This window comes from Pseudoduganella sp. (genome assembly GCF_041914865.1).
GTDB lineage: Bacteria > Pseudomonadota > Gammaproteobacteria > Burkholderiales > Burkholderiaceae_D > Rugamonas.
This window is the reverse complement of the sequence record NZ_JAYSCO010000002.1, coordinates 118,399-139,206: the sequence shown is the minus strand read 5'-3', so window position 1 is coordinate 139,206 and position 20,808 is coordinate 118,399. Positions and strand designations below refer to the sequence as shown.

The window sequence follows — 20,808 nt, the reverse complement described above, 5'->3', positions numbered from 1 at the left end:
GGCGCCCCCCCCGTCAACAATCCCCGGATATACTGGGGGGTCCCTGCCCAAAACCCCAAACCCACCGGCCCCACCCCATTTTTTTGCGCTTTTTACAGACCTGACCCCGAATCGACCCCGAAACTTAGCGGCGGCGCGGCGGGCGCGGGCCGGCGCTGCCGCGGTTTTCGATGTGGCGGAAAACGATGCGGCCTTTGCTCAGGTCGTACGGGGACAGTTCCAGCGTGACCTTGTCGCCGGCGATGATGCGGATGAAGTTCTTCTTCATGCGGCCGGCGGTGTAGGCGATCATCTTGTGGCCGTTTTCCAGGTCGACGCGGAAGCGCTGCTCCGGCAGGATTTCAGTGACCACGCCACTCATTTCAATTAGTTCTTCTTTTGCCATGGGGTTTCTTCCTGTGCGATTGGGGAGCGAGGGGCGAAAAAAAAGCCCGCTTTGCTGCGGGCTTCGTTTCAATGTAATGCCAATGATTCAATCGCTGCTCCAGCCCGCGCTATCTGCGCGGTGCGGAACGGTCAGCCCATGCTATCTGCGTGGTGCCGGCCTGTGACCAAGGTTTGGTGCTACAAGGCGAAGTTCTCGAGTGCTTCACCAGAAAACGCAGTGTAACACATTTTTTTGTGCAGTGCACAAATTTATTTGGGCTGTCCTTCCAGCGCCTCGGCGGCGTCGAAAATAGGGGCCAGGGCGGCTTCCATGGATTTGGCGGTGCCGGTGCCGCTCTGGTTGGTCACGATGAAGACGCCCAGCTGGTATTTCGGCACGATAAAGGCGTAGCTTTGGGCGCGCGGCACGCCGCCGTGGTGCACGTAGTGTTTGCCGAGCTGGCGGCTGTCGCCGATGTTCCAGAAGTAGGCGATGCTGAAATCATCGGCGAAGCGGACCAGGGGCCGGTGCGATTCCAGCACGGCGGGATGGTCGCTCAGTTGCAGGCGCAGGTACTTCGCCATGTCCGGCATGCTGGCTTTGAGGTTGCCGGCGGCGCCCCAGGGCAGTTGCGGCATGGGCGTGGTGGCGACCGGATTGTCGCTGTGGTAGCCGGGCGCCAGGCGTTGGGCTTCGCTGGCGGGCAGGCGCAACCTGGTGTCGCGCATGCCGGCTTCGCGCGCGAGGAAGGCGGCGAGCTGGGTTTCGTAGGGCACACCGTGGATTTTTTCCAGCGTGTGCGCGACCAGTTCGGTGCCTGCGCTGGAGTAGGCGTAGTCTTTGCCGAGCGGGCCTTTGATGCTGACGCTGTGCAGGTCTTGCCAGAACTGGCGCTGGCCGTAGTTGGCGTAGGCGAGGTTCAGCCTGGCGGGCGTGGCATGGCGTGGGAAGTCCTTCAGCAGCGTGTTCACTTTCAATGGCAGCATGCCCGGCATGCCGCTGGTGTGGGTCACCAGGTGCTGCAGGCGGATCGCTTGGCCGCGCGACTGTAGATTGGGATAGGCGGCGGGCAGATATTGTTGCAGCGGGTCGTTGAGCGAGGCCTTGCCTTGCACCACGGCGTCGGCCAGCAGCAGGCCGGCGAAAGTCTTGCTGACGGAGCCGATTTCATACAGCGTGGCGTCGGTGGGCGGGTTGGCTTTGCCGGTTTCCAGTTCGCCCTGGTGCAGGATGAACTCCTGGCCGCGGTGCACCACGGCGATGGAGGTGGCGTGCAGCAGCTTGTCCTGCAGCAGGGTGGCTGCGGCCTGCTGCATGGCGGCCGGCATGGTGTCGCGGTAGCGTTCGGGGTCGAAGGGGTAGGAGTAAATATTTTCGATGAAGCGCTCGCCTTGCTTGACCTGGCGCGCCAGGTAGAGGCGGCCGCCGTGCACCCAGGGCGTGAATTCGGCTTGCGCGGTGTTGAACGGGGCGCCCAGGTTGCGCGGGGTGCTCCAGCCGTCCTTGCCGTTGAAGCTGATGTACAGGTCGACGTCGCCGGCGCCGCCGGGGGCGTCGGAGAAGTACAGCAGGTAGCTTTGGTCGGCGGCGACGTAGGGGTTCGATTCGCGCCAGGGGCCGCTGTTGACCGGCTCGGGCAGGCGTTCGGGGGCGGTGTATTTGCCGTCCACGCGGCGCGAGCGCCACAGGTCGGACTTGCCTTCGGCGCCGTTCTTCATGAAGTAGATGGTGCCGTCGGCGCTGATGGCGCCGGACGATTCGGAGTCGTCGCCGTTGATCTCGTGGCCCAGGTGCACGGCAGGCCCCCAGCGGCCGTCCTGCAGCGCCACCGAGTAGATGTCGAAGCCCTTGCGCTGCGGCCTGTCGGGCACCGGGCGGTTGGACTGGAAGATGATCGATTTGCCGTCCGGGGCGAAGGCGGGGTCGATGTCGCGCGAGCCGTCGGTGGCGGAGAAGGGCACCGGGGTCGGCGCCTGCCATTTGCCGTCCACCTTGCGCGATTCCACGATCACGAGCCGGGTACGGGCGCCGCCCGACTGCACCCACAGCGCGTGCTGGCCGTCGGGCGAGAGGGTGAAGCCGAATACGCCGTTGTCGGATACCAGGCCCGGCTCGAACAGGCCTTCGGCCGGGGCGGTGGCCAGGGCGGCGGCAAACAGTAAAGTGGAAATATTCATCAATGATGTGAGTTTTGGATATTAAGTTTGCCGTTGCGCAACCGTAACCGGTGCGTGAGGATCAATACCAATATCGATGCGTTACGCGCGGCGCTGAATATGCAGCGCCATGGTGACGCAATCGCCAAAAGCATGCAACGCCTGTCGAGTGGCTTGCGCATCAATAGCGCGGCCGACGATGCGGCGGGGCTGGCTATCGCCGAGCGCATGACGGCGGAGCTGCGCGGGCGGCGCGCGGCGGCCGCCAATATCAACGACGGCATTTCGATGGCGCAGGTGGCCGAGGGCGCGCTGGGCAGCGTGATGGAGAGCTACCAGCGCATCCGCGAGCTGGCGGTGCAGGCGGCCAGCGATACCTACAACGCCAACGACCGCATGGCGATGCAGCTGGAGGCCAGCGCGCTGCTGCTGGAGATCAAGCGCGTGGCGGAGGACACCAATTTCAACGGCATGCGCCTGCTCGATGGCAGCGCGGTGGTGCAGCTGCAACTGGGGCCGAAGGATGGCGACACCTTGCCGCTGACCGTGCCGGCGGTGTGGTCGAAGGAGGCGGGCGATATCAGCCTGCTCAACCACGATGATGCGACGGCGGCGCTGAAGCAGGTCGATGCGCGCATGGCGGGCATTGCGAATATGCGCGCCATGCTGGGCGCGACGCAGAACCGCCTGGGCTACGCGGCGGCGCACAACGACATCATGAGCGAGAACCTGGCGGCGGCGCGCTCGCGCATCATGGACGTGGACTATGCGGCCGAAACAGCGGAGCTGGCGCGGCGCCAGATCCTGCAGCAGGCGGCCATCGCCATGATGACGCAGGCCACTGCGGGCCCGCGCCTGGTGCTGCAGCTGCTGCGCTGACGCACGTTTGCCGGGCGCGATAGCCAGCACCGGGCCGCCGACGTATCATGAGACGGCCTATGCGAACTTTTCTCTTCCTTTCCATGTGCCTGCTGGCGCCGTTGCCGCTGCGCGCCGCCGAGCCGCTGCGCCTGGCCTCGGACGCCTGGTGCCCGTTCGTCTGCGCCAGCGGCGAGCATGTGGCGGGCGGCTACCTGGTCGATGCCGCCGCCGGTGCGCTGGCGGCGCAGGGCATGGAGGTGGCGCCGCTGCTGATGCCGCTCAACCGCGCGGTGCAGGAGACGGTGCGCGGGCGCATCGACGGCGTGTACGCGCCGGCGGTCGATGCGCGCTTGCGCCTGAGCGTTCCGCTGGCGTATTCGCGGGCCTGCTTCTATACCCTGGCCGGTTCGCGCTGGCGTTATGCCGGCCTGGCGTCGCTGGACGGCCAGCAGGTCGGCATCATCGACGAGTATGGCTATGACGATGGGCAGATGGACGACTACATCATGCGCCATCGCGGCCAGCCGGGCGCGCTGAAGCCGGCTTATGGCCAGGCGGCGGGACTCAGCAACCTGCGCATGCTGCTGCATGGACGAGTGGCGGTGGTGCTGGAGCATGAGGCGGTGATGGCGCGCCTGGCGGCGCAGGAGCAGGCGGCGGCGCGCCTGCGCCGGGCCGGCTGCCTGGAACGCCGGCTGCCGCTGACGGTGGGGTTCGCGGCGGACCATCCCATGGCCGCCGCGTGGCAGGCGGCGCTGGCGTCCGGCTTGCGCGAGATGGAGGCGTCCGGCGCCTTGCAGGCGCTGCGCAGGCGCTACCAGCTGCCGGACGATTAGCGCGCCTGTTCAGCGGCGCGCGAAGTGGGCTTCGATTTCTTCCAGCGTTTTCCCTTTGGTCTCCGGCAGCAGGAAGGTGGCGGTGAGGAAGTACACGACGGTGCAGCCGGCCCAGAAGAAGAACATGGCGGCGTAGCCGTACTGGCCGACGGTGGGCAGGAACACGGCGGCAATGGTGGTGGAGACGAACTGGTTCACCAGCAGGGCGATGCTCATGCCGTTGGAGCGGATGCGGGTCGGCATCAGCTCGGACAGGGCGAGCCAGACACAGACGCCGGGGCCGACGGCAAAGCTGGCGACGAACAGGCAGATGGCGAGGGTGACTTGCCAGCCGTGCGCTTCCGACGGCAGGGCGCCGATATGCGCCTGTTCGATGCGCAGCGGGGCGTTGCGGCCTTCGGCCGGGTCGGCGAAGGGGTTCAGGTGCAGGCGGCGGAAGAAGGCGCCGATCACGCTGTCTTCCTGCATCGTGCCGTCGCGCGACAGGACCATGGCGGGCAGCGCGGGGTCGTCGCTGCGGCGCGTCTGCACGTTGGTGAAGGGGCCGTAGGAGTAGGACACGGTGAGCAGCTGCGCGGCGCCGGCGGCGGGCGCGCCGAGGGCCTGCAGGGTGGCGGCGTCCAGGCGCAGCGACAGGCTGTCGCCTTGCGCCTGGGCGGCGACGATGCTGCGCACGTCGCGCTGTCCGGCTTCGGCGCTGCGGAACAGCAGGCCGGCGGCCAGCAGGGCGATGACGATGCCGCCGCTGCCCAGCATCAGCAGGAATTTGCGGCCTTTGCGGTCGACCAGCAGCACGGCGACCACGGTCATCACCGCGTTCAGCACTTTCAGGCCGACGTCGGCCATGTTGGCGGTGGCGCCGGGCAGGCCGGCCTGGTTCAGGATATTCACCACGTAGGCCAGCACGGAGTTGATGCCGGTGGCCTGGGTGCAGGCCAGCACCAGGCAGGCCAGCAGGAAGGGCAGGATGTAGCGGCGGCTGGCCAGGCTGTCGTCGGCCGGCGCGCGGGTCGCGGCGGCACCGGCGGCACCGGCGGCGCTGCCATCGCGCGGCGCGGCGACACCGCGCGCGGCGGCGATTTCGCCGGCGCTGGGGCCGGCCGCTGCGACTTGGGCGGCGGCTGCGCCGCGGCGCGCGGCCAACGTGCCGGCGGCGGCCAGCATGTCGCGCAGTTCGGCTTCCGCTTCGGCGGCGGCGCGGGTGCGCAGCAGGGCGGCGCGCGCCTGCTCGATGCGGCCGCGCTGCACCAGCCAGCGCGGCGATTCGGCCAGCAGCAGGCTGCCGAAGGTGAACACCAGGCCCGGGGTCAGGCACATCCAGAAGATGCTGCGCCAGGCGTGGTCCTTGGCATCGAAGATGGCGGCGGCGCGCGCCGCTTCGGGCAGGGCTTGCGCGGCCTGGGTGGCGCTGTCGACGCTGTTGGCCTGCACCAGGCCGATCACGGCGGCGGCCACCAGGCCGATGGTCAGCAGCAGCTGGAACAGGGCGGCGCCGCGGCCGCGCTTGTCGGCGTGCAGGCATTCGGCCAGGTAGAGCGGCACGGCGACGCCAATCAGGCCGCCGCTGACGCCTTGCAGCAGGCGTCCCAGCAGCAGCGGCACGTAGCCGTCGGACAGGGCGATCAGCGGGATGCTGGCGGTGAACAGGGCGCCCGCCAGCACCATGGTCCAGCGGCGGCCGATGGCGTCGGCGATGGCGCCGGCAAACAGCGAGGACAGCACGGAGCCGAGCAGCACGGCGGCCACGATGAAGCTCAGTTGCTGCGCGCTCAGCTTCCACGCGACCGAGGCGGTCGATTCAAGGTAAGGCAGGGCACCGGCAATGATGCCGATATCGATTCCGTACAGCAGGCCGCCCATCCCGGCAATAAACAATAAGTAGCGCATGGATAAGGCCTGCATCGGATCTCCTGTTGTTATGAGAGTGGAATGGCCTCGCCTTCAACGAAGACGGCCACGGGGTGTAAAGACTGGTCCAGCACGACGATGTCGGCCCATGCCCCCGGCGCCAGGCGGCCGCGCTGCGTCTCGCCCAGGTAGTCGGCCGGGAACAGCGATAGGCGCTGCGAGGCTTCCGCCAGCTCCATGCCGAGGCCGACGAAATTGCGCAGGGCCTGGTCCATGGTCAGCACCGAGCCGGCCAGCGAGCCGGTGGACAGGCGCACGCAGCCCATGCACTTGAACACGCGCTGCGTGCCCAGGGCGTATTCGCCGTCCGGCATGCCGGTGGCGGAGGTGGCGTCGGTCACGCCGTACAGGCGCGGGATGGCGCGCAGCGCGGCGCGCATGGCGCCCGGGTGCACGTGCAGCAGGTCGGGGATGATTTCGGCGTATTCGGCGTGCGCCATGGCCACGTCCACCATGCCCGGTTCGCGATGGCTCATGCCGCTCATGCCGTTGAACAGGTGGGTGAAGCCGGCGGCGCCGGCCTTCAACGCGGCCACGCCGTCGTCGTAGCTGCCGGCGCTGTGGCCGATCTGCACGCGGATGCCCATCTCTTTCAGGTGCGGGATCAGTTCCAGGTGGCCGGTCACTTCGGGCGCCATGGTCAGCACGCGGATCGGGGCGATGGCGTGGTAGCTCTCCACCAGGGCGCGGCTACCGGTCACCACGTCGGGCGGCTGGGCGCCCAGGCGGCGGCGGTTCAGGAACGGGCCTTCCAGGTGCACGCCCAGCATGCGCGCGCCGTGCTGCGGGCGCTGCGCGATGACGCCGGCCAGGCCGTTCAGGGCGTGGCGGATCGAGTCCTCTTTGGCGGTCAGCGTGGTGCCCAGCAGGGAGGTGGTGCCGTGGCGGGCGTGGCTGCGCGCCACCACCGCGCCGGCGTCGCCGCCTTCCATGATGTCGACGCCGCTGGCGCCGTGCACGTGCAGGTCGACGAAGCCGGGGATGATGGTCAGGCCGGCGTCTGCCGGGCCTGCGGTGATGCTGGTGATGCGCTCGCCGAAAGCGATGCTGCCGTTGATCCAGCCGTCGGGAGTGAGGATGCGCCCTTGCAGCATGGCTTTACTCCGCGATCAGCACTTCGATGCCGCGCTTCTCCAGCCCTTCGCGGTACTCGGGGCTGATGCTGGCGTCGGTGATGACGGCGTGCACGCGGTCCAGCTGCACGATGCGGTGCAGCGAGACGCGGCCGAATTTGGAGGCGTCGGTCAGCACGATGACTTTCTTGGCGCGCTCCACCATCTTGTGGTTCAGGTTCGCTTCCGCCTCGTGGTGGGTGGTGATGCCGAACTGCAGGTCGAAACCGTCGACGCCGAGGAACAGCTTGTCGAAGTTGTAGGCCGAGAGGCAGGCTTCGGCCTGCGCGCCTTGCAGCGACAGCGATTGCTTGCGCAGGCGGCCGCCGGTCAGGATCAGGTCCACGCCGGGCGCGTCGGCCAGTTCCCAGGCGATGTTCAGGCCATTGGTCAGCACGGTGACGTCGTTCGCCTCGCGCAGCTGGCGCGCCAGGTAAATGGTGGTGGTGCCGGAGTCGATGATGACGTTGTCGCCCGGCTGCACCAGGCGCGCCGCCAGCAGGCCGATTTGTTCTTTCTGCGCCTGGTTCAGCGAATCCTTCTGGCGGATGGTGTGCTCAGTGGGCGGGGTGCGCGCCAGCAGGGCGCCGCCGTGGCTGCGCTGCACCAGGCCTTGCGATTCGAGCACACTGAGGTCGCTGCGGATGGTGACGGCGGACACGCCAAGCTTGTCCACCAGTTCGGACACCTGGACCGAACCATGTTGTACGATCGCCTGCAGGATGGTTTCGCGGCGTTGGCTGGTATTTCGCATGTCGTCTGTCGCTGAAAGTCAAAAACGTCGAGCTTAACAGATGACGGCGGCGGCGTGCGGCTGGGCGGCCCCGGCGGCATTGGCGCTGCAGGCGCGCGCATACTGCGCCAGCAGGCCGGCGACCTTGTGCTCGAGCAGGGCTTGCGGCGTGGCGTCCAGCTGGCCCTGCAGCACGGCGAGGAATTGCTGCGGCAGGTATTGGCTCAGCAACGGCAGCGGGAGGCTGCGCCCGGCCAGGTTGGCGAACAGGCGGCTGACGGCGGTGGCCACGGCCGGCTCGCCCCAGTAGTAGCGGCAGCGGTCGGACAGGCCGTAGCGGCGCATCAGGCGCTGCTCGTCGGCGCTGCCCAGGTAGTGCTTCTGCCAGTGCTTGGGCTTGGCCAGCATGGCGTCGTCCAGCACCTCCATCAGGCGCGAGGCGCGCTCCTTGCCCAGCAGGGCTTCTTCGATCTGGCACAGCGCCAGGAAGCCTTCGCGCAGGGCGAAGGTGGCGGCCGGGCCCACCTTCAGGATGGCGTAGTGGTCGCGCACCATTTCGTGCAGGCCCGATTCGCGCTGGTAGTCGGTGGAGTGGGCTTCGAACACCAGGCCGGGCTGGTCGGCCACGAATTCGGACAGCTCGGCGGCGGCGGCCGCGTCGTAGTGCTGCACATTGGCCTGGTCGAAGTCCACGCCCGGCTGCACCACCATGGCGATCACGCGCTTCCATGCCTCGCCCAGGCCGGCGGCGGCGAAGGCGCGGCGGTGCACGTCCAGCGTGCGCGCCGCCGCTTGCGGCGAGGTGACGGCCAGCGCCTGCTCCAGCGAGGCTTCGCCGCCCGGCACGGGGACTTCTGTGCCGATCACGTAGACCGGCGGCGGCAGGCCGGCGCGCGCCGCCGCCTGCTCGGCGATGGCGGCCAGCCGCACGGCGCGTTCGGCCACGGTGTCGTCGCTCAGTACCGGGGCGTCGTCGGCGCAGCGCATGCTGCAGTCGAGGTGGATCTTGTGGAAGCCGGCCGCCGCGTAGGCGTCGATCAGCACTTCGGCGTGCGCCATGGCGCTGGCGGCATCCTGCGCCTGCCAGGCATTGGGGCCGAGGTGGTCGCCGCCCAGCACCAGGCGTTCGAGCGGGAATTCCTGTTCATGCGCCAGGCGCTGCACGTAGTCGCGGAACTCGACCGGTGTCATGCCGGTATAGCCGCCGAACTGGTCGACCTGGTTGGAGGTTGCTTCCACCAGCAGCGGCGTGCCGTATTGCGCGGCCACCTGCATGGCGGCGCGCAGCACGGTCGGGTGGCTGCAGCAGACGCTGTACAGGCCAACGGGTTCGCCGCGGCGGTGCGCCTGGACGATTTGCATGACGGGGGAAACGGCGGGGGAAGCGGGAGCGTTCATCTTCATCACTTGGTTTGTTGGCGGGCCAGGAGGGCGGCGCCGCGCGCGCCGCCGGCATCGCCGAAGCGAGGCGGCAGGATGGGCGGCGCTTGCACGCCGCGGAACAGGTGGCTTTGGATGGCTGCCGGCAGTTGCTGGTACAGGTGCGACAGGTTGGACAGGCCGCCGCCCAGCACGATGGCGTGCGGGTCGTAGCTCAAGACCAGGCTGGCCATGGCGTGGCCCAGCAGGTCGAGGTGCATGGCCAGCGCGTGCGCGGCGATCGCTTCGCCCGCGTTGGCGCGCGCCACGATGGACAGCGGTTCGGCGCCGTCGCCGCCAAGATGGGCGTGCAGTTTGGAGAGGCCGGGGCCGGAGACATAGCGTTCCAGGCAGCCCTGTTTGCCGCACGGGCAGTCCAGCACGGGCAGGCCGTACTTGGCCAGCAGCGTTGCGGGCACGGTCCAGTGGCCCCATTCGCCGGCGATGGCGTTCAGGCCGCGCTGCAGGCGTCCTTCGACGCAGTAGCCGCCGCCGGCGCCCGTGCCGATGATGGCGCCGAACATGCTGGGCAGGCCGTCGGCGGCGCCGCCTTGCGCTTCGGACAGGGCGAAGCACTGGCAGTCGTTGCCGATGACGACCGGGCGCGCCAGCGCTTGCTGCAAAGTGGCGGCGACCAGGCGGCCGTTCAGGGCCGGCACGTTGGAGCTGAGCTGGCGGCCGCTGGCGCTGTCGATCACGCCGGGCAGGCCGATGCCGACCGGCGCGGGCGCAGCCGCTGTGCCGAGCGCCGCGTCGCCGCGCGCCACCAGGCCGGTGATGGCGGCGATGAATTCATCGAAGTCGGTGCCGGGCGTGGCAACGCGTTCGCGGAATACTTCCTGCAGCTCGCCGCCGGCATCGCGCCAGGACACCAGTTCGATTTTGGTGCCGCCGATGTCGATGCCGTGGTAGCCGCGTGCTTCAGAACTGGTCATGGCGATAGATGGTGACGCCTTGCACGACGCGGTTGACGGTGCCGTCGGCGAAAGGATTGTCGGGAGTCAGGCCCAGCGCGGCCGACTGGTGCAGGGCGTATTGCTGCGCCATCAGCAGCCACAGTGGCGCCAGCCAGGCGTCCGGCAGCGGGACCGGCAGCGCGGCTGCGCCCAGGCCGATATCGGCGCCGTAGCCGACGGTGACGATGCGACCCGCCACGCCGTCGCGGCGCAGCTCCTGCAGCAGGTCTTCCTCGTAGCGGTGCGCCAGCGCTTTGCTGCTGCGGAACAGCACCACCAGCGATTGCTGGTTCAGGGCCGACTTTGGGCCATGGCGGAAGCCGAGCGCGGTGTTCGACATGGCCAGCACGCGGCCGCCGGTCAGTTCCAGGATCTTCAGCGCCGCTTCCTTGGCCAGCGCTTCCAGCGGGCCGCTGCCCAGGTAGACCACGCGCTGCACCTTCTGCGCGGCCAGCGCGGCCACCGGCGCCGCCCACTCGCGCAGCGCGGCATCGCCCGCTTGCGCCAGCGCTGCCAGGCGTTGCTCCCATTCGCCTTTGCCCAGCATGCACAGCGCCGCCAGCAGCATGCAGGTGAAGCTGCTGGTCATGGCGAAACCGCGGTCGCAGCTGGCGGCTGGCATCAGCAGGTTGAAGGTGCGGGCATCGGTATCGCCCTGGCGCGCCAGCTGGCCGTGCGGGTTGCAGGTGATGTTCAGGAAGCGCGATTCCGGCACCAGCTCGCGCACCAGTTCCACGGCGGCCAGGCTTTCCGGGCTGCTGCCGCTGCGGGCGAAGGACACCAGCAGGGTCGGCGCGCCCGCTTCCAGATACAGCTCGGGGTGGGTCAGCAGGCTGGTGGTGGCCACGGCGCGCACTTGCGCCGGCCAGGCCGCGTTCAGTTCATCGGCGACGATCTCTCCCACATAGCAGGAGCTGCCGGCGCCGGTCAGGATCACGCGCTGCTGCGGATTGTGCAGGCAGCCGCCGAGGAAGGCGGCGACATCGGCGGCGCGGCTTTGCAGGGTGGCGCCCAGTTCGCGCCACAGGGCGGGCTGCTGCGCAATTTCTTCTGCGGTATCGAGGCCGCTGATCTTGCGCCAGTCTTGTGCGTCACGCTGAAGGAGGGTAGTCATCGAAAAATGGAAAGTTGGAAGTTAGGGGAAGCATAAATAACATATTTCGAAAAGTCAAATACGAAAGTAAAACGAAAGATATGCACCGGCCGGGAGTGTGCCGGAAGCGTCCGTCTCGGCCCGTAAATCGGCATCTGCTGTTGCGCTAATGCTACCAAGTGAAAGCTATTGCACTGCAATATCGGCTAAACGAAAGATAAAAGCGCGAATAATTGCTGTGAAACCGGCTTTTTCTTTCTTTTTGTTGACCTTTTTTGCTTTTATTCCTAAAGTACGTCCATCAAAACGAAAAAACCTTGCAAGTAAGGCAGGCTTATGAAGAGACTCACCCGCACTGCGATTGCCGCCGCCGTCCTGGCCCTGGCCACCGGCGCCGCGCAGGCCGCACCACTGGGCAAGCTGCGCAGCATGAGCGCCGCACCGGCCGCCAGCGCCGGCGGCCAGCATTGGGACCTGGCGACCGAATCGGGCGCCATTGTGCGTGTGAGCCTGCTGCGCGACGATGTGCTGCGCATCTGGGCCGGCCCGAAAGGCAAGCTGGCCGATGCCGGCGACAAGGCGGCGGCCATCGTGGTCGGCACGCCAGCCGCACGGGTTGAGCATAGCGTAAGCGAGCAGGCCGACCATATCTTGCTGCGCACCGCCAAACTTAGCCTGCGCATCGAGCGCAATCCGCTGCGTTTTGCGCTGTACCGCGCGGGCGATGCGCAGCCGCTGTGGCGCGAGCTGCAGCCGCTGGAGCTGGGCGAGAAGGCGAGCGTGCAGACGCTGTCGAGCGACAAGGCGGAACGCTTCTTCGGCGGCGGACAGCAGAATGGCCGCTATGAATTCAAGGGCCGCCAGCTGGACGTGTCCTATTCTGGCGGCTGGGAAGAGGGGGACCGCCCCAGCCCGGCGCCCTTCCTGATGAGCTCGCGCGGCTGGGGCATGCTGCGCAATACCTGGTCCGACGGCAGCTACGATTTGCGCCAGCACGACGTGGTGGCGCTGCAGCATGCGGAGCCGCGTTTCGATGCCTACTACTTCGTCGGCAAGGATGTGCGCGACGTGCTGGCGCGCTACACCGAGTGGACCGGGCGCGCGCAAATGCTGCCGCGCTGGGCGCTGGAGTACGGCGACGCCGATTGCTACAACGACGGCGACAACGTGAAGAAGCCGGGCACCGTGCCGAAGGGCTGGAGCGACGGCCCGACCGGCAAGACGCCGGATGTGGTGGACAGCGTGGCGCGCAAATACCGCGAGCACGATATGCCGGGCGGCTGGATCCTGCCGAACGATGGTTATGGCTGCGGTTACACCGACCTGCCGCAGACCGTGCAGGGGCTGGCCAAGTACGGCTTCCGCACCGGGCTGTGGACGGAAAATGGCGTCGACAAGATCGCGTGGGAAGTCGGCACGGCCGGCAGCCGCGCGCAGAAGCTGGACGTGGCCTGGACCGGCAAAGGCTACCAGTTCTCGCTGGATGCCAACAAGTCGGCGTACGACGGTATCCTGAACAATTCCGACAGCCGTCCTTTCCTGTGGACGGTGATGGGCTGGGCGGGCACGCAGCGCTATGCGGTGACCTGGACCGGCGACCAGAGCGCCAGCTGGGATTACATCCGCTGGCATATCCCGACCCTGGTGGGCTCGGGCCTGTCCGGCCAGGCTTATGCGACGGGCGATGTGGACGCGATCTTCGGCGGCAGCCCGGAAACCTTCACGCGCGACCTGCAGTGGAAGGCGTTCACGCCGGTGCTGATGGGGATGTCGGGCTGGTCGGCCAATGCGCGCAAGCACCCATGGTGGTTCGACGAGCCTTACCGCAGCATCAACCGCAAATACCTGAAGCTCAAGCTGCGCCTGACGCCGTACATGTACACGCTGGGGCGCGAGGCGGAGCAGACCGGCGCGCCACTGGTGCGCGGCCTGATGTGGGATTATCCGTCCGACCCGGCGGCGTTCACCGAGGCGCACAAGTACCAGTTCCTGCTGGGGCGCGACATGCTGGTGGCGCCGGTGTACCGCAGCCAGGCGGTATCGCAAGGCTGGCGCAAAGGCATCCACCTGCCGCAGGGCACCTGGTTCGATTACTGGGATGGCCGCCAGGCGACTTCCGCCACGGCTGCGGGGCGCGATCTCGATATGCAGGTGTCGCTCGACAAGCTGCCCGTCTTCGTGCGGGCCGGGGCGATCCTGCCGATGTATCCCGAAGTTCTGTACGACGGCGAGAAGCCGAAGGATGTGCTGACGCTGGACCTGTACCCGCACGGCGAGTCTTCGTTCACGCTGTATGAGGATGACGGCAATACGCGCCAGTACCAGAAGGGCGCGTTCAGCCAGCAGCTGCTGCGCATGCGTGCCGACGGCGCACGTGTGACGGTGGACATTGCGCCGGTCGAAGGCAGCTATGCGGGGCAGGAGGCGCGCCGCGCGTATTCGCTGCGCATGCTGACGCGCCAGCGTCCGGCCAGCGTGGAGGCTTCGGCATCCGCGTCGCCGGCGGCAGGCGTGGCCACGGCCGGCGGGCAGCCGAGCCGCGTGCTGCCGGCGCTGGCGGACCGCGCCGCGTGGGAAGCCGCGCCTGAAGGCTGGTTCTTCGACCCGGGCGAACGCACCGGCACGCTGCATGTGAAGACGGCGAAACAGGACATCCGCCAGCCGCTCAGCATCACCGTGCAGGGCGCGCAGACGGTGGCCGCCAGCGACGGCGATTTCCCGTCCGCGCCGGAGCTGGGCCGCGCCCTGCCGCCGGATGCGCTGCTGGTGGTGAACCGCCCCGCCGAGGAACCCGGCCACCCGCTGGAGAACGCCTTCGACGACAAAGCCACCACCTGGTTCCGCACCACGCGCAACCAGTCGATCCGAACCGGCGCGCACGAATGGACTATAGGCTTCACCGAGCGCCGCCTGGTGGACGGCATCGAGATCGCGCCGCGCAGCGACGAGCACTGGAAGCACGGCCAGGTGCGCGACTATGAGATCTACATTGCAGACAGCAACGGCGAATGGGGCAAGCCAAGCTTCACCGGCCGCCTGAAGCTGCAGAAGGAAACGCAAACCATTAACTTCCCGGCCACCGCCGGCCGCCTGCTGCGCTTCCGCGTGCTCAGCACGCAGAACCCGGAAGGCGAAGGCGCCGCCGCCACCGACCCGATGGTGACCGCGGTGCAGCCAGGCAGCGCACCGGCCAAAGCCGTCAACGCCCTGCAGCCGCTGGAAGTGGGACCGATCGCGTTGTCCACCTTCCGCATCCAGGAGCACCGCGCCAGGGAAGGCGGTGAACTGCAAAGCTTCCTGTCGGACCTGCCGATGCCGAAGGGCGTGGGACGCGACCGCCCCGCCGATACCGGTAAAGGCCGGGGCAAGGAAATGCGCATGAACGGCCTGTGGTTCCGTAAGGGCCTGGGCGTCGGCGCCGCCAGCCGCATCGACCTGCAGCTGGAAGGCAACTGGAACCTGCTGCGCGCCGACCTGGGCGTGGACGACAGCTGCCGCAGCGCGGGCGGCCTGCAGTTCCAGGTCTGGAGCGGCGAGCGCCTGCTGTACGACAGCGGGCTGGTTAACGCGCCTGCCGTCGTCAAGCCGGAAATCGATGTGCGCGGGTTGAGGCAACTCAGCCTGCGGACCCTGGGTGCGCGCGGCGCCCAACCCGCCCAGGTTTGCGGTAACTGGGCCAATGCCGTACTGCTAGGCACCGAGGGCGCCACCGTCCGAACGCGCTGACCGCACATTTTTCGTCAAAAGAACGAACCCCTCTTCGGACCGGGGAGGGAGTCTTGCAAACTAAAATAAGGAGAGGCATGTGGAACTGAAGAAATTGATCGCTGCTTTGACAGCAGTGGGACTGGCTGGCGGCGCCCTGGTTGCGAATGCGGCCGAAGGCGATGACAAGAAGGACGAGAAGGGCGAAAAAGTCCATCGCGTCGAAGTCACCGGCTCCAGCCTGAAACGCATCAACGCCGAAACCGCATCGCCGGTGCAGGTGATCGACTCCAAACAGATCGAAAACATGGGCGCCCGCACCCTGATGCAGGTGCTCGACAACCTGCCTGCCGCGCGCCCGGCGCAGCAGGACTTCCGTTCCATGTTCACCGGTTCCGACGGCGGCTCGCAGGCCAACCTGCGCGGCCTGGGCGCGCAAGGCACCCTGGTGCTGATGAACGGCCGCCGCCTGTCCTTCTATGGTGCGCCGGCCGGCTTCCAGACCATGTTCGTCAATATCGACGCGATCCCGGCGGCGGCGATCGAGCGCATGGAGATCCTGACCGACGGCGCATCGGCGGTCTACGGCTCCGACGCGGTGGCCGGCGTGATCAACGTCATCACCAAGAAGAACTACCAGGGCTTGGAGGCGCGCGCCAGCATCGACCGCTCGAAGGAAGTCTCGTCCTACGGCGAGCGCCAGGCCAGCCTGGTGTACGGCAAGGGCGATATCGGCAACGACGGCTACAACATCATGGCCTCGCTGAACGTCTACCAGCGCGACCGCATTGCGCTGGAGGACACCTACAACAAGCGCCCGGCGCACTTCTACGTCAATAACCCGAACTTCATCCCGAACTTCCGCATCGGCGTCGGCAGCGAGCCAGGCCAGCCCAACCCGGGCACCTTCTTCGTGTTCGACCCGACCAAGGGCAACGCGCGCACCCAGCGCGCCGTGGCTGGCTGTACCACCTATATCACCGAAGCGTCGGGTACCCGCTGCGTATGGAACAACCTGCCGTACTCGCTGGACACCGGCCCGACTTCCGACCGCGTAACCGGCTTCCTGGCCGGCCGCAAAAAGTTCGGCGACGACCTGGAAGCATTCGCCGAAGCGGCCTTCACCCATATCCGCATGCGCGGCGAAAACGGCCCGCGCAGCTTCAACAGCGGCACCGTCAACAACTGGTTCTCGCGCAATACCGGCACCAAGCTGAATACCTTCACCCAGTCTTACCTCGGCCCGGACAACGTCTACCTGAAGGGCAAGCTGGATGCCGACATGGCAGCCAAGATGGGCGGTGCAGCGGGCCTGAACTACATCCTGCAGGATGCCAAGGGCCACTTCGGCCAGAAGAATGAAGACGACAACTACCGCGTGCTGGCCGGCCTGAAAGGCCACCTGACCGGCAGCTGGGACTTCGAAACCGCGCTGGGCGTGGCCGGCAGCCACTCGACCCTGTACCAGACCACCAACATCAACACCAGGGGCTTCGAGAAGGCGTTCGGACCGACCCGCGTCGATCCGGTCACCGGCCGCACCTACATCTCCGACAATCCGGCCTACAAGTTCGGCGAGATCAGCGAAGCCAACGCGGCGCTGCTGCGCGAGGCTTACCCGACCTTCGACATCCAGTCCTGGACCAAGCTGATCACCTTCGACGCGAAAGTCGAAGGCACCTTGCTCAAGCTGGGCGAGCGTGAAGTGCGCGCCGCCTTCGGCACCAACCTGATGCGCGAGAAATTCGAGACCCCGGGCAACCCCGATGCCGCCAACGGCCTGATCACCCAGCAGGGCGGTTCCTGGTTCGACGGCGAGCGCACCGTGAGCGCGCTGTTCGGCGAAGTGGTGGTGCCGGTCACCGACAAGCTGGAAGTCAACGCAGCGGCGCGCCTGGACAAATACCCGAACTTCTCCGCCAACCTGGCGCCCAAGCTGGGCGTGACCTGGCGCGCCCGTCCGGAGCTGATGGTGCGCGGCACCTATTCGGAAGGCTTCCGCGCGCCTAACCTGGCCGAATCGGGCAGCGGCGGCGTGTTCGCGCAGGTGGGCGGCATCCGCGATACCGTGCGCTGCGACGAAACCAACGCCATCGCCAAGCTGCTGCAGAAATCCGTCACCAAGACCGAACAGGACCTGGGCAAGGCGCTGCTGAACTCCAACTGCTCGACCACCGTGGGCGGCCTGACCCCGCCCAATCCGGACCTGCAGCCGGAGAAGGCCAAGATCTCGACCCTGGGCCTGGTGCTGCAGCCGGCCAAGGATGTCAGCATCTCGCTTGACTACTGGTTCGTGTACCGCCGCGACGAGATCGTGCGCCAGGACTTCAACCAGCTGTTCACCCAGCTGGTGGAAAAACACGGCCCGGCGCTGGTCGGCACCAACCAGGCCATCCGCAACGACCTGTCCGACGCCGACCGCGCCAATATGGCGGCGGTGGTGACCATGTGCGCCAACCCGGCCAATGCGGCGGCCTGCACCGGCACGCTGCCGAAGTACTCGGTGGGCAACCTGGGTGGCCTGATCAACTCCTACTCGAACCGCGGCCGCACCCTGCTGGATGGCTTCGACATCGATGCCCGTGCGCGCTGGTCGCTGGGCGAGTACGGCAAGCTGGGCACCGGCGCCGCGCTCACCATCCGCAAGCGCGAGACCTACAACTACGACAACGGCGAAGGCTTCTCCGGCAACTACGTCGGCTACTACGACTCGCCACGCCTGCGCGGCACCCTGAATGCGGACTGGAGCTACAAGAACTTCATCACCAGCCTGTTCATCAACTACACCGGCAAGTCGAAATGGGCGTACGACCCGCACGACACCGACAACACGCCGGAGAACTGCACCGCCGCCGGCGTCTCGCTGCCGCAGGACCTGTGCGGCGGCCAGCCGTCGTACACCACCGCCAACCTGGGCTTCACCTGGAAACCGACCAAGCAGCTGGACCTGAACCTGAACATCAAGAACGTGACCAACAAGATGCCTTACTACGACCCGAACGGCTGGGAAGGCTACAACCACGCGCAGAACCTGTTCGGCCGCACCTTCGCGCTCTCGGCCAGCTACAAGTTCTGGTAACCTGCGGATCAACACTTAGAGGCATTTGACAAGATGGACAAGCAATTCAACCGACGACACTTCCTCACCGCCGGCGCTGCGCTGGCGGGCAGCCTGCTGCTGCCGACCGCCTTTGCGGCCGGCAGCCGCGAGAAGCTGCGCCTGGGCATGATCGGCACCGGCATGCGCGGCCAGGTGCTGCTGCGCGAGCTGGTGCGCCGCGACGACGTGGAAGTGGCCGCCCTGTGCGATATCGAACCGATCATGCTGGGCAAGGCGCTGGCCATGGTGGAGAAGGGCGGCAAGCCCAAGCCGCGCACCTACGGCGAGGATGGCGACAAGCACGCCTACAAGCGCATGCTGGACTCGAAGCAGCTGGACGGCGTGATCATCGCCACCCCGTGGGAGTGGCATGCGCAGATGGCGATCGACGCCATGCAGGCCAAGGTGCCGGTGGGCTGCGAGGTGGTGGCCGGCATCACCCTGAAGGACCACTGGGACGTGCTGGATACGCAGCTGAAGACCGGCACGCCCTACATGCTGCTGGAGAACGTGTGCTACCGCCGCGACGTGATGGCGGTGCTGCAGATGGTGCGCGCCGGCCTGTTCGGCGAGCTGGTGCACCTGCAGGGCGGCTACCAGCACGACCTGCGCGCCGTGAAGTTCAACAGCGGCGACCCGGCCAAGCCATACGGCGGCGGCGTGGAGTTCGGCGCCAAGGGCTGGTCGGAGGCCAAGTGGCGCACCGAGCATTCGGTGCAGCGCAACGGCGAGCTGTATCCGAGCCATGGCATCGGCCCGTGCGCGATGTACACCAACATCAACCGCGGCAACCGCTTCACCCGCATCAACGCCTTCGCGACGAAGGCGCGCGGCCTGCATGACTACGTGGTGAAGCAGGGCGGCGCCAGCCATCCGAACAGCAAGGTGAAGTTCAGCCTGGGCGATATCGTGACCACCACGCTGTCGTGCCAGAACGGCGAGACCATCCTGCTGCAGCACGATACCTCGCTGCCGCGCCCCTACTCGCTGGGCTTCCGCGTGCAGGGCACCGACGGCCTGTGGATGGACCTGAACCACTCCATCCATATCGAGGGCAAGAGCAAGCCGCACCAGTGGGAAGACTTCCAGGCCTACCAGGACAAGTACGACCACCCGTTGTGGCGCAAGTACGCCAGCGAGGCGGCCGGCGCCGGCCACGGCGGCATGGACTACTTCGTGATCCACGCCTTTGTCGAAGCACTGAAGGCGCGCGCGCCGATGCCGATCGATATCTACGATGCGGTGACCTGGAGCGCCATCACGCCGCTGTCCGAGCAGTCGATTGCGCAAAACTTCCAGACCTTGGACTTCCCAGACTTCACCCGCGGCGAGTGGAGCAAGCGCAAGCCGATCTTCGCTTTCGACGACCGCTACTGATGAAGGCGGCGCGCACCCGCACGGCGCTGGCTTCCCTGTGCTTCGGCCTGGCGCTGCTGGCCGTGCAGGGGCCTGCCGGCGCCCAGTCCGAACCGTACAAGGTGTTCGACACCAGGCCTGTCATCACGGAAGGCCCGTTCCTGTCCGCGCTGTCCGACACCTCGGTGTCGGTGGTGTGGATGACGGATGCGCCGAGCCACGCCAAGGTGCTGCTGCGCGACGGCGACACGGTGCGCGAGTTCGAGCCCCAGGTGGACGGCCTGGTGCCGGTCGGGCTGCGCCATGTGGTCACGCTCAGCGGCCTCACGCCCGGCAAGCAATACAGCTACGAGGCCGTCGCCACGCGCGTGGTCAAGCTCAAGCCCTATTGGCCGGACAAAGGCCTGAGCGCGAGCAGCGCGCCGGCCACCTTCACTACCTTCAACCCGCAGGGGAAGCGCGCTTCCTTCAGCGTGGTGACCGATACCCACGAAGATACGGGCCGCATCAACCGCCTGATGAAACTGGTGGACTGGCCCGGCACCGACGCGCTGCTGCACCTGGGCGATGCCTTCCACTGGCTCGACACGGAAGAGCAGCTGTGGGCGAAATGGCTGCGCCCCACGGTGGCCGCCATGGGACCCGGCAAGCCGCTGCTGTTCGCGCGCGGCAACCACGAATTGCGCGGCGCCTATGCGCGCCACCTGGCCGGCTATGTGCCGGCGCCAGAAGGCACGTATTACTACGCCCGCGCCATGGGCCCGGTGCACCTGCTGGTGCTCGACACCGGCGAGGACAAGCCGGACGACACCAATGTCTATGCGCGCCTGAACCGCACCGTGCCATACCGCGAAGCCGAACTGGCATGGCTGCGCGCGCACGCGGCCAGCAGCAAGCACCTCGCTAGCGCACCGTTCCGCGTGGTGGCCATGCACCAGGGCGACTGGGGCTGGCTGCCGGACAATGGCGCGGCGTGGACGGCGCTGGCCAACCAGGCCCGCGTCGACCTGGTGATCGCCGGCCATGACCACGAGTTCTCGTACCGCCCGCCGGACCAGGCGCGCGCCTACCACCTGCTGGTGCTGGGCCAGGACCAGCTGGCCCGGGTCGATGCGACGGAGCGTGAGCTGACCGTGCGCGTGCTGTCGGATCAGGGCTTGCTGCTGCATACCCTGAAGATACCCACGCGTAAGTAGTTGAGGTAGT

14 protein-coding genes are annotated in these 20,808 nt (G+C 67.3%); 6 read left to right on the top strand and 8 right to left on the bottom strand.

Annotated elements, in window-relative coordinates; translation table 11 throughout:
- Window positions 1-124 precede the first annotated feature (124 nt).
- Window positions 125-385 (bottom strand): translation initiation factor IF-1, encoded by a 261-nt coding sequence (gene infA / locus ACE3TQ_RS01625; protein ID WP_374580166.1) that lies wholly within the window; start codon window positions 383-385, stop codon window positions 125-127.
- 251 nt (window positions 386-636) lie between these two features.
- Window positions 637-2,544, bottom strand: coding sequence for a serine hydrolase (locus ACE3TQ_RS01620; RefSeq protein ID WP_374580165.1), 1,908 nt, complete (start codon window positions 2,542-2,544; stop codon window positions 637-639).
- Between the two features lie 54 nt (window positions 2,545-2,598).
- On the opposite strand from ACE3TQ_RS01620, the gene ACE3TQ_RS01615 reads away from it, so the two are divergent.
- Both ACE3TQ_RS01615 and ACE3TQ_RS01610 read left to right on the top strand, forming a co-directional pair.
- Window positions 2,599-3,402, top strand: coding sequence for a flagellin (locus tag ACE3TQ_RS01615; RefSeq protein ID WP_374580164.1), 804 nt, complete (start codon window positions 2,599-2,601; stop codon window positions 3,400-3,402).
- Between the two features lie 59 nt (window positions 3,403-3,461).
- On the top strand, window positions 3,462-4,220 hold the full coding sequence (locus tag ACE3TQ_RS01610; RefSeq protein WP_374580163.1) for a hypothetical protein: 759 nt from the start codon (window positions 3,462-3,464) through the stop codon (window positions 4,218-4,220).
- Between the two features lie 9 nt (window positions 4,221-4,229).
- On the opposite strand, the gene ACE3TQ_RS01605 is transcribed toward ACE3TQ_RS01610, so the two are convergent.
- The 6 genes from ACE3TQ_RS01605 to ACE3TQ_RS01580 are packed head-to-tail and all read right to left on the bottom strand — an operon-like array spanning window position 4,230 to window position 11,462.
- Complete coding sequence (locus ACE3TQ_RS01605) at window positions 4,230-6,122, bottom strand: MFS transporter (protein ID WP_374580162.1); 1,893 nt, start codon at window positions 6,120-6,122, stop codon at window positions 4,230-4,232.
- 14 nt (window positions 6,123-6,136) lie between these two features.
- Window positions 6,137-7,222 (bottom strand): N-acetylglucosamine-6-phosphate deacetylase, encoded by a 1,086-nt coding sequence (locus ACE3TQ_RS01600; protein WP_374580161.1) that lies wholly within the window; start codon window positions 7,220-7,222, stop codon window positions 6,137-6,139.
- 4 nt (window positions 7,223-7,226) lie between these two features.
- A complete protein-coding gene (locus tag ACE3TQ_RS01595; protein WP_374580160.1) occupies window positions 7,227-7,994 on the bottom strand; it encodes a DeoR family transcriptional regulator in 768 nt (255 codons plus the stop codon).
- 33 nt (window positions 7,995-8,027) lie between these two features.
- Window positions 8,028-9,377, bottom strand: coding sequence for a D-tagatose-bisphosphate aldolase, class II, non-catalytic subunit (locus tag ACE3TQ_RS01590; RefSeq protein ID WP_374580158.1), 1,350 nt, complete (start codon window positions 9,375-9,377; stop codon window positions 8,028-8,030).
- Window positions 9,377-10,327: an ROK family protein gene (locus ACE3TQ_RS01585; protein WP_374580157.1), complete on the bottom strand. Its 951-nt coding sequence runs from the start codon at window positions 10,325-10,327 to the stop codon at window positions 9,377-9,379. Before ACE3TQ_RS01585 ends, ACE3TQ_RS01590 begins: the two co-directional genes overlap by 1 nt.
- Window positions 10,314-11,462 (bottom strand): SIS domain-containing protein, encoded by a 1,149-nt coding sequence (locus ACE3TQ_RS01580; protein ID WP_374580156.1) that lies wholly within the window; start codon window positions 11,460-11,462, stop codon window positions 10,314-10,316. The genes ACE3TQ_RS01585 and ACE3TQ_RS01580 overlap by 14 nt, the downstream gene beginning before the upstream one ends.
- A gap of 315 nt (window positions 11,463-11,777) precedes the next feature.
- Between ACE3TQ_RS01580 and ACE3TQ_RS01575 the strand changes: the two genes are divergently transcribed.
- The 4 genes from ACE3TQ_RS01575 (at window position 11,778) to ACE3TQ_RS01560 (ending at window position 20,798) form a co-directional block, all read left to right on the top strand.
- Window positions 11,778-15,167: a TIM-barrel domain-containing protein gene (locus ACE3TQ_RS01575; RefSeq protein WP_374580155.1), complete on the top strand. Its 3,390-nt coding sequence runs from the start codon at window positions 11,778-11,780 to the stop codon at window positions 15,165-15,167.
- 79 nt (window positions 15,168-15,246) lie between these two features.
- Window positions 15,247-18,225 carry a TonB-dependent receptor plug domain-containing protein gene (locus ACE3TQ_RS01570; protein ID WP_374580154.1) on the top strand — a complete coding sequence of 993 codons (2,979 nt, stop codon included), beginning with the start codon at window positions 15,247-15,249 and terminating at the stop codon, window positions 18,223-18,225.
- 33 nt (window positions 18,226-18,258) lie between these two features.
- Window positions 18,259-19,623, top strand: a complete 1,365-nt coding sequence (locus ACE3TQ_RS01565) for a Gfo/Idh/MocA family protein (protein ID WP_374580153.1) — start codon at window positions 18,259-18,261, stop codon at window positions 19,621-19,623.
- Complete coding sequence (locus tag ACE3TQ_RS01560) at window positions 19,623-20,798, top strand: metallophosphoesterase (protein ID WP_374580152.1); 1,176 nt, start codon at window positions 19,623-19,625, stop codon at window positions 20,796-20,798. Before ACE3TQ_RS01565 ends, ACE3TQ_RS01560 begins: the two co-directional genes overlap by 1 nt.
- Window positions 20,799-20,808: the final 10 nt, after the last annotated feature.

Coding starts and splice junctions, on each gene's coding strand:
- infA (WP_374580166.1), bottom strand. CDS start 385: ATGGCAAAAGAAGAACTAATTGAAATGAGTGGCGTGGTCACTGAAATC.
- ACE3TQ_RS01620 (WP_374580165.1), bottom strand. CDS start 2,544: ATGAATATTTCCACTTTACTGTTTGCCGCCGCCCTGGCCACCGCCCCG.
- ACE3TQ_RS01610 (WP_374580163.1), top strand. CDS start 3,462: ATGCGAACTTTTCTCTTCCTTTCCATGTGCCTGCTGGCGCCGTTGCCG.
- ACE3TQ_RS01605 (WP_374580162.1), bottom strand. CDS start 6,122: ATGCAGGCCTTATCCATGCGCTACTTATTGTTTATTGCCGGGATGGGC.
- ACE3TQ_RS01600 (WP_374580161.1), bottom strand. CDS start 7,222: ATGCTGCAAGGGCGCATCCTCACTCCCGACGGCTGGATCAACGGCAGC.
- ACE3TQ_RS01595 (WP_374580160.1), bottom strand. CDS start 7,994: ATGCGAAATACCAGCCAACGCCGCGAAACCATCCTGCAGGCGATCGTA.
- ACE3TQ_RS01590 (WP_374580158.1), bottom strand. CDS start 9,377: ATGAAGATGAACGCTCCCGCTTCCCCCGCCGTTTCCCCCGTCATGCAA.
- ACE3TQ_RS01585 (WP_374580157.1), bottom strand. CDS start 10,327: ATGACCAGTTCTGAAGCACGCGGCTACCACGGCATCGACATCGGCGGC.
- ACE3TQ_RS01580 (WP_374580156.1), bottom strand. CDS start 11,462: ATGACTACCCTCCTTCAGCGTGACGCACAAGACTGGCGCAAGATCAGC.
- ACE3TQ_RS01575 (WP_374580155.1), top strand. CDS start 11,778: ATGAAGAGACTCACCCGCACTGCGATTGCCGCCGCCGTCCTGGCCCTG.
- ACE3TQ_RS01565 (WP_374580153.1), top strand. CDS start 18,259: ATGGACAAGCAATTCAACCGACGACACTTCCTCACCGCCGGCGCTGCG.
- ACE3TQ_RS01560 (WP_374580152.1), top strand. CDS start 19,623: ATGAAGGCGGCGCGCACCCGCACGGCGCTGGCTTCCCTGTGCTTCGGC.